The organism is Methanobacterium formicicum (assembly GCF_029848115.1).
Taxonomy (GTDB): Archaea; Methanobacteriota; Methanobacteria; order Methanobacteriales; family Methanobacteriaceae; genus Methanobacterium; species Methanobacterium formicicum.
Genome location: NZ_JARVXG010000041.1, coordinates 22,389 through 29,554, shown reverse-complemented (window position 1 = coordinate 29,554; position 7,166 = coordinate 22,389). Strand labels below are relative to the sequence as shown.

Here is a 7,166-nt window from a genome sequence, read left to right as displayed (position 1 = left end):
TTGGTGAAGATCTTCACCAAAACTTTAATTGGATTTATTAATTCTGTGCAAATTTTCACAATATCAATCTGGAAAATGTAGTTCTAGGGGAAATTGTGCAAGTTGAAAATCACTTTGTGAATTTTGTCACAATAGTATTTTTTTGAGGTGTTGTTTTAATGATGTGTTTCTTGATATATTATATAGGAAAGTTACAAGAGTGTACTATAACTTGAAAATTGAGAGTCAAGAATATGGGAGTTATTTCAAACTTCATAAAATTACCCTCCAGAGATAAACTGGTTGCTCTTGAATCTTTATTCTGGGTAATCCGGATAAGAATAACTCTCTGGTTATTTCCATTTCCTTCTGTTCAAAGAAAAGTCCAGAAAAGGGCTAGCAAATATCATCCAACCACGGAACACGTGGTTTCCATGGCCAGACTAAGAACCATGATCATGGTATCTTCAAGGTATATTCCCCGGGCCACCTGCCTGGTGCAGGCCCTGGCCGGGTACATATTGTTCTCCAAATATGGTTACCAACCTTCCATCAAAATCGGAGTTTCAACTCTAAATGGAGAGTTTGAAGCCCACGCCTGGTTGGAACAGGGTGACCTGGTGGTTTTGGGAGAATCCGAGAAGGAATTTAAAACCATTCTGGATATAGATCAGACTTAAAGGGTGTTTCATGTTAAATTTCAAAAACAGTCTCATGGGTGAGTTCACCGAGAACTTAATCAGTTTAATGCCCCGAAAAGTGGCACTGGCCCTGACTCTGATGGTTATTTTGAGTCTTAATGAAGCCGTTAGCCTGCTCATATTAGTTCCCCTGCTGGGACTGGTGGGTCTGGATGTGGGCCAGGGATCCCTGGGGCAGATCGATGTTCTGGTTTCAAATTTTTTCTCATTTCTCGGTTTACAGCCCACATTGGTTCTTGTTTTGATCCTCTATGTGGTTGTCATCAGTGTCAGCGCCCTTTTAACCAGATACCAGACTCTTCAGACCTCCCAGATCCAGTACCAGTTTGCCAACCACCTCCGGCAACGTCTCTATAATGCCATCACCAACTCCAGCTGGTTATTTTTTTCCAGAATGAAATCATCCAGCCTGGCCCATGCACTCACCAATGAAATCGAACGGATAAGTACGGGAACCGGACAATTTTTGACATTCATAGCCAGTATCATGATCCTGGTGGTTTACATCATCTTTGCCCTGGAACTGGCCGGTCTTTTTACGGGAGTGATATTTGCAGTGGGAATAGTTATTTTATTAGTTTTAAGAAGAAGAGCCAGCAGGTCCAGAACCAGCGGTGAGGACATAACCACCACTACTCGTGATTTATACTATTCCATCCTCCAGCACCTGGATGGAATGAAAACCATAAAAAGCTTTGGAATGCAGGATGAAAACAAGAAAATCTTTAAAAAACAGTCCAACCAGGTGGCTGGAAACTATCTTCAAGCCATAAGGAGTTACGCTGATGTTAAATTACTCTTCGATGTGGGAACAGTAATTGTCCTGGCCCTCATGGTGTTCATCCTCATTGAAGTTGTGAAGCTGCCTACTGCCAGTCTCTTTTTATTGATTTACCTATTTGTACGGATGATTCCTCAGTTTTCAACAGTTCAAAGGGCTTACCAGTATTTCATCAACATGTTACCTGCCTTTGGTAATGTAAGCAGTCTCGAAGAACAGTTTTTAGATAACTCCGAATCTAAAGAAAAAGATAACGGGTCAGTGGAGTTTAAAGAGTCTATTAAATTGGAAAATGTTTTTTTTTCCTATGGAGATGAAAATCAATTTACCCTGGATAATTTGAACCTGGAAATACCAGCCGGTAAGACCATTGCCCTTGCTGGACCATCAGGGGCGGGCAAAAGTACAGTGGCTGATTTGGTCATGGGTCTCATTAGTCCAGACCAGGGTAAGGTGACAGTGGATGGGAAACCCATTACACCTAGTTCTGTTGCTTCCTGGAGAAACAGGATTGGCTATGTGGCCCAGGAAACATTCCTCTTCAATGAAACCATCCGTTTTAATTTAAAACTTGCCCGTCCTGATGCCAGTGAAGATGACCTTAAGGAAGCCCTAAAGATGGCTGCAGCATACGATTTTGTCAGTAAACTACCTGAAGGTATGGATACGGTGATTGGTGATCGGGGTGTTCGATTATCCGGTGGAGAAAGACAGCGACTGGCTCTGGCCAGAGCACTGTTAAGGAAACCCTCACTTCTCATTATGGATGAGGCCACCAGTAATCTTGATTCGGATAATGAAAAGAAAATATTAAAGGCTATTGATGATATTCACGGCGAAATAACCATTCTTATGATAGCCCACCGAATTTCTACCATTAAAAATGCAGATATTATTCATTTAATTGACAAATCGGAAATCATGGAAAGTGGTACCTGGCAGGAGTTATCTGATAAAGGGATATTCTGGGATCTTCCAGTTTAAATTGAATAAAAATAAGAATAATTTAATATTGTCCTTTTGCAGATAAGATTTTAACCTCGAATCTCGAAATTTGCTTATTGGGGTCTTCAAATCTAGCATAGAAATATGATTTTCCTGTTGCAGGTATATTTTGAGGTTTCAAGTAGGGAGTATCATTCACAGCAAATACTGTGCCATTTGCATAATAAGTGGTGACTTGTATTTTTGGATCCAAAGCTTCGAAGGAGTTCTTATTTGAGATAGATCCACTTACATAGTATATGGAATCGTTCAGTTCGCTTCTATTTCCAACAGTACTATTGGATATTTGGAGTGTATCTAAGGATAATTTCTTTTCACCCCAAGTGCTGTTTGCGTTGGTATTTTCGATACAGCCGGAGCTAAATACTAAACACACAATTGAAATTAATATTACTATTTTTATAATAAATTCCATATTTTCCTCACGATTTTTATTAAATGAAAATTAGAAATTACAAATAAATAAATATTTCTCCATCCTTAACATAAACTTTAACTGGTTTAGATGATCAAAGAACCTTTCAAACTGGAAACCGAAGATAAATTACTAATCTTACTATTTCAAAATCAACAAGATAGTTCGAATGAAATTAAAATAAAAAAATTACTTGATCAAGTTAATTGGGACTATTTGCTAAAAAAAGCCTCATATCATAAAATTAGGCCACTATTATACTCAAATTTAATAAAATATCCTGATCATGTTCCTGAAGATGTAATGTGCACTCTAAAAGATTATTATTTCATTAACACCCAAAGAAATCTTTTATTTATGGGGGAACTTTGTCGATTGGTCAAAATTTTTCAATCTGAAAATATCACCTTAATTCCATATAAAGGACCAATTTTATCAATTCAAGCATATGGGAACATATCCCTGCGTGAATTCGGAGATATTGATATATTTATTGATAAAAAAGACTTTAATAAAGTGAAAAGGATTCTTCTTCATGAAAATTACGAAGCAGTAATGAATTTAAATGAATCGAAAGAGTCAGAATACATAAAATTTCAAAGAGAGTACAAGTTTAGAAACATAACTAATAATATTCTCCTAGAAATTCAATGGAACCCAATTGGCTTCTCCTTTTCACTATCAAATTTCAGATATTTTCCAGCCAATAATTTCAAATCAATTAGTTTAAATGAATTAGATGTTGAAACATTCACTGATGAAGATTTAATTTTAATCCTTTCCATTCATGTTGCAGGACACATGTGGAGCCGTTTATCTTGGCTTTTTGATCTTGCAGAACTTATAAAAAGATCTGAAACAATAAATTGGAATCAGCTAATGGAAAAATCGCATTATCTATCAATCAAACGTATTTTATCCTTGAATTTATCTCTTTCTAAAAAATTATTTAATTTACCATTACCTTTTGAAGTTCAAAATGACATAGATAATGATGAAAGGGTAGAAGATTTAGAGAAACAAGTTATGAAACTGATATTTATTCCAGAAAAATTTAGCATATTTAATAAACTAAAGTTACGATTCAATTTGAGGGAAAATAAAATGGATGGATTAAAAGATATTTTGAAAATAATAATAATTCCTCGAAGTGATGAATGGAGTTCATTTGAAGATAATAATTTTTCAACTAGAATAATGTATTTTATCAAACGTCCAATTCAGATTTTAAGAAGAATAAATGATTAGAATCATGTAAACATATTTTTTAAAATGTATTTATGATCATAGATGAAGGCCCATAATTTTTTTGTTTAAATAATTCGAATTTAAACAATAGATTTATAATTAATTGTAAATATAACAAGCTTATACTAAAGTTGTACTTTAGGGGGAATATTCATCGAATCTAAGAAAATATTAGTAACTGGCGGAGCAGGATTCATAGGAACCAACCTTGTCCATGAATTGGAAGGAAGAGGCCATGAAGTTTTTGCTGTGGACCTATTACATAATAACAGAGACAACTACCAAAGATGTGACGTGCGTAACTACCGACAACTAGAACGTCTATTTGATAACAATGAATTTGAATATGTATATCATCTAGCTGCAGAATACGGTCGCTGGAACGGAGAAGGATATTATGAAAACCTGTGGCAAACTAATGTAATCGGAACCAAACATATGATTCGATTACAGGAAAAACTGGGTTTTAGAATGATATTCTTCTCATCTGCAGAGGTTTATGGGGATTACACCGGAAGAATGACCGAAGATGTGATGGTAAAAAATCCCATTAAAGACACTTACCAGATGAATGATTATGCCATAACCAAATGGGCAGGGGAGCTCATGTGTATGAACTCCGCCACCATGTTTGACACGGAAACTGTACGGGTACGCCCGGTAAACTGTTACGGGCCCCACGAAGAATATTCTCCATTCAAAGGTTTCATACCAATTTTTATTTATAAAGCACTACATAATCAACCCTACACAGTTTACAAAGGACATAAACGTATCATTGATTATGTGGAAGATACGGCCTTTACCTTTGCCAATATTGTGGATAATTTCATCCCTGGTGAAGTATACAATGTGGGTGGACGTACAGAATGGGAGAAAGATATTAAGGACTATTCGGACATAGTACTGAATGCTGTTGGCCGTGATGATTCTTTAGTTACCTATGAAGAGGCAGAGGACTTCACCACACAGGTTAAAACCATTGATTTTTCCAAGGCAATAAAGGATTTAAAGCACGATCCTAAAATAAATCCTGAAGAAGGGATTAAGAAAACTGTAGAATGGATGCGATGGTTCTACAGGGTAGAAGATTAAAATATAAAGATTTGGGGAGATTGACGTGGATTATAATGATTACAGTAATAAAACAGTTTTAGTGACTGGTGGTGCTGGTTGTGTAGGGAGCAACCTCACCCGGAAACTATCAGAATACGCAGAGAAAGTTATAATATTAGATAATCTTGATTCAGCTTACGAATGGAATATTCCCGAAGTTGAAAATCTACACTTCGTAAAAGGGGACATTCTTGATGATGAGATGCTCAAGCGTGTCTTTAAGGAGAAACCAGACTATGTTTTCCATCTGGCAGCTCATTTTGCCAACCAAAACTCGGTAGATAACCCCGAACTGGATCTCATGGTGAATGGGATGGGTATATTAAAAGTTTTAGAGTACGCACATCTTGTGGGAGTGGAACGCTTTGTTTACTCTTCATCGGGATGTGGAGTATATGGTCTGGACTCTAAAATGCCATTTGAAGAACATGATATTTCTATTAGTTTACATACTCCTTACCAGGTTACCAAGCTCATTGGAGAACTTTACACTAATTATTTCCACAATCTCTATGGGTTACCTATTGTTAATGCCCGATTTTTCAACGTGTTTGGACCTGGAGAAGTTCCAGGAAAATACCGTAATGTAATTCCCAACTTCATGTACTGGTCCATGACTAACCAGTCACTACCTATCACTGGGGATGGTTCAGAAACCAGGGATTGGACTTATGTAGATGATATTGTTAATGGTCTCATAGCCATGGGAATAGTTGAAGAGGCCATTGGAGAAGCAATTAACCTTGGATCTGCTACTGAGACCAGGGTTATTGATATGGCGAACATGGTGAATGAGTTAACCGGTAACACCGAGGGAATTGCCTACGCAGCCCGCCGGGACTGGGATGCCAAAACCAGACTTCTTTCATCCATTGAAAAGGCCAGAAAAATCCTGGATTACAATCCACAGACAACCTTTAAAGATGGTTTGAAGAAAACCCATTCATGGTTTGTGGAAAACTGGGATGACATCGAGCGAAGCGCAGAATTCTAGAGGTTTACATGAAAATAATAATTGCTGGAGGGGCAGGATTCGTAGGTAGAAATTTGGTAAGAGTAATGCTCCAAAATGGATTTAAGGAAAATGAGATTGTTGTTATTGATTTCAACCAGGAAAACTTAGAATATTTTAGAGAATATAATATCAAAACGCTTTTCGCGGACTTATCTAAAAAAGGAGAATGGGAAAAAGAATTCGAAAATTCTGATTATTTAATAAACCTTGCTGCGCAGATTTCATCACCCGAATACGAACCATTTCATCGTAATAATGTTTTGAATACTCAAAACCTTATTAATGCGGCCAAAGAAAACGGTACAAAAAGAATTATTCATTTCAGTTCTGCTGCAGTATTATCTGTGCGAAAAGATGATTATGCCAATACTAAATCAGAAGGAGAAAATTTGGTTAAAGATAGTGGACTGGAATACTGTATTATTAGGCCATCGCTTATGTATGGACCAACTGATGACAAAAATATTGGTTATTTAATTAAGTTTGCCAAAAAATTCCCATTTTTCCCCATACCTGGGAATGGTAAATGGCCTAGACAGCCAATTTATATTGATGATATGTGCCTACTAATTATTTCGCTAGTTAAAGATTTCCCAAAAAATCAAATATATGGTATAAATGGTAGAGAAGTGATTTACTTTAAAGACATGATAAAAATTGTTTTAAATGAAGTTGATGGTTTCCACTTTAGATTGTTCCTTCCAGTTAGTGTATTTAAATTTGCAATGATGTTTTACCAGAAATTAATTGGGAATGAAGAATTTACTACTGACCAAGTTGATTCTCTAACAGCTGAAGAAGTATTTCCCGATTATGCATGGTGGGATGAATTCAATATCACCCCCACTAGCTTTCAGGAAGGTGTTAAAAAAATGATTGAAGTAGAAAGTAACATTGGGTGATATC

At 36.4% G+C, this 7,166-nt stretch carries 7 protein-coding genes; 6 read left to right on the top strand and 1 reads right to left on the bottom strand.

All coding sequences use genetic code 11. The features are described 5' to 3' along the window. Positions 1–233 precede the first annotated feature (233 nt). Together QC759_RS04495 and QC759_RS04490 are read left to right on the top strand one after the other, a co-directional pair. A complete protein-coding gene (locus tag QC759_RS04495; RefSeq protein ID WP_052659943.1) occupies positions 234–659 on the top strand; it encodes a lasso peptide biosynthesis B2 protein in 426 nt (141 codons plus the stop codon). A 10-nt stretch (positions 660–669) separates the two neighbouring features. Continuing rightward, positions 670–2,445, top strand: a complete 1,776-nt coding sequence (locus tag QC759_RS04490) for an ABC transporter ATP-binding protein (RefSeq protein WP_048071942.1) — start codon at positions 670–672, stop codon at positions 2,443–2,445. A gap of 22 nt (positions 2,446–2,467) precedes the next feature. On the opposite strand, the gene QC759_RS04485 is transcribed toward QC759_RS04490, so the two are convergent. After that, positions 2,468–2,881, bottom strand: a complete 414-nt coding sequence (locus QC759_RS04485) for a hypothetical protein (protein ID WP_048071941.1) — start codon at positions 2,879–2,881, stop codon at positions 2,468–2,470. A 90-nt stretch (positions 2,882–2,971) separates the two neighbouring features. Between QC759_RS04485 and QC759_RS04480 the strand changes: the two genes are divergently transcribed. The 4 genes from QC759_RS04480 (at position 2,972) to QC759_RS04465 (ending at position 7,162) form a co-directional block, all read left to right on the top strand. Continuing rightward, positions 2,972–4,129 (top strand): nucleotidyltransferase domain-containing protein, encoded by a 1,158-nt coding sequence (locus QC759_RS04480; RefSeq protein ID WP_048071940.1) that lies wholly within the window; start codon positions 2,972–2,974, stop codon positions 4,127–4,129. Positions 4,130–4,282: 153 nt separating this feature from the next. Beyond that, positions 4,283–5,224, top strand: a complete 942-nt coding sequence (locus QC759_RS04475; RefSeq protein ID WP_048071939.1) for an NAD-dependent epimerase/dehydratase family protein — start codon at positions 4,283–4,285, stop codon at positions 5,222–5,224. Positions 5,225–5,249: 25 nt separating this feature from the next. Next, positions 5,250–6,239 (top strand): NAD-dependent epimerase/dehydratase family protein, encoded by a 990-nt coding sequence (locus QC759_RS04470; RefSeq protein WP_048071938.1) that lies wholly within the window; start codon positions 5,250–5,252, stop codon positions 6,237–6,239. A gap of 8 nt (positions 6,240–6,247) precedes the next feature. After that, positions 6,248–7,162, top strand: a complete 915-nt coding sequence (locus QC759_RS04465) for an NAD-dependent epimerase/dehydratase family protein (protein WP_052659942.1) — start codon at positions 6,248–6,250, stop codon at positions 7,160–7,162. Positions 7,163–7,166: the final 4 nt, after the last annotated feature.

Bases quoted from the DNA above. Each gene is read 5' to 3' on its own strand.
- QC759_RS04495 (WP_052659943.1), top strand. From the start codon at position 234: ATGGGAGTTATTTCAAACTTCATAAAATTACCCTCCAGAGATAAACTG.
- QC759_RS04490 (WP_048071942.1), top strand. From the start codon at position 670: ATGTTAAATTTCAAAAACAGTCTCATGGGTGAGTTCACCGAGAACTTA.
- QC759_RS04485 (WP_048071941.1), bottom strand. From the start codon at position 2,881: ATGGAATTTATTATAAAAATAGTAATATTAATTTCAATTGTGTGTTTA.
- QC759_RS04480 (WP_048071940.1), top strand. From the start codon at position 2,972: ATGATCAAAGAACCTTTCAAACTGGAAACCGAAGATAAATTACTAATC.
- QC759_RS04465 (WP_052659942.1), top strand. From the start codon at position 6,248: ATGAAAATAATAATTGCTGGAGGGGCAGGATTCGTAGGTAGAAATTTG.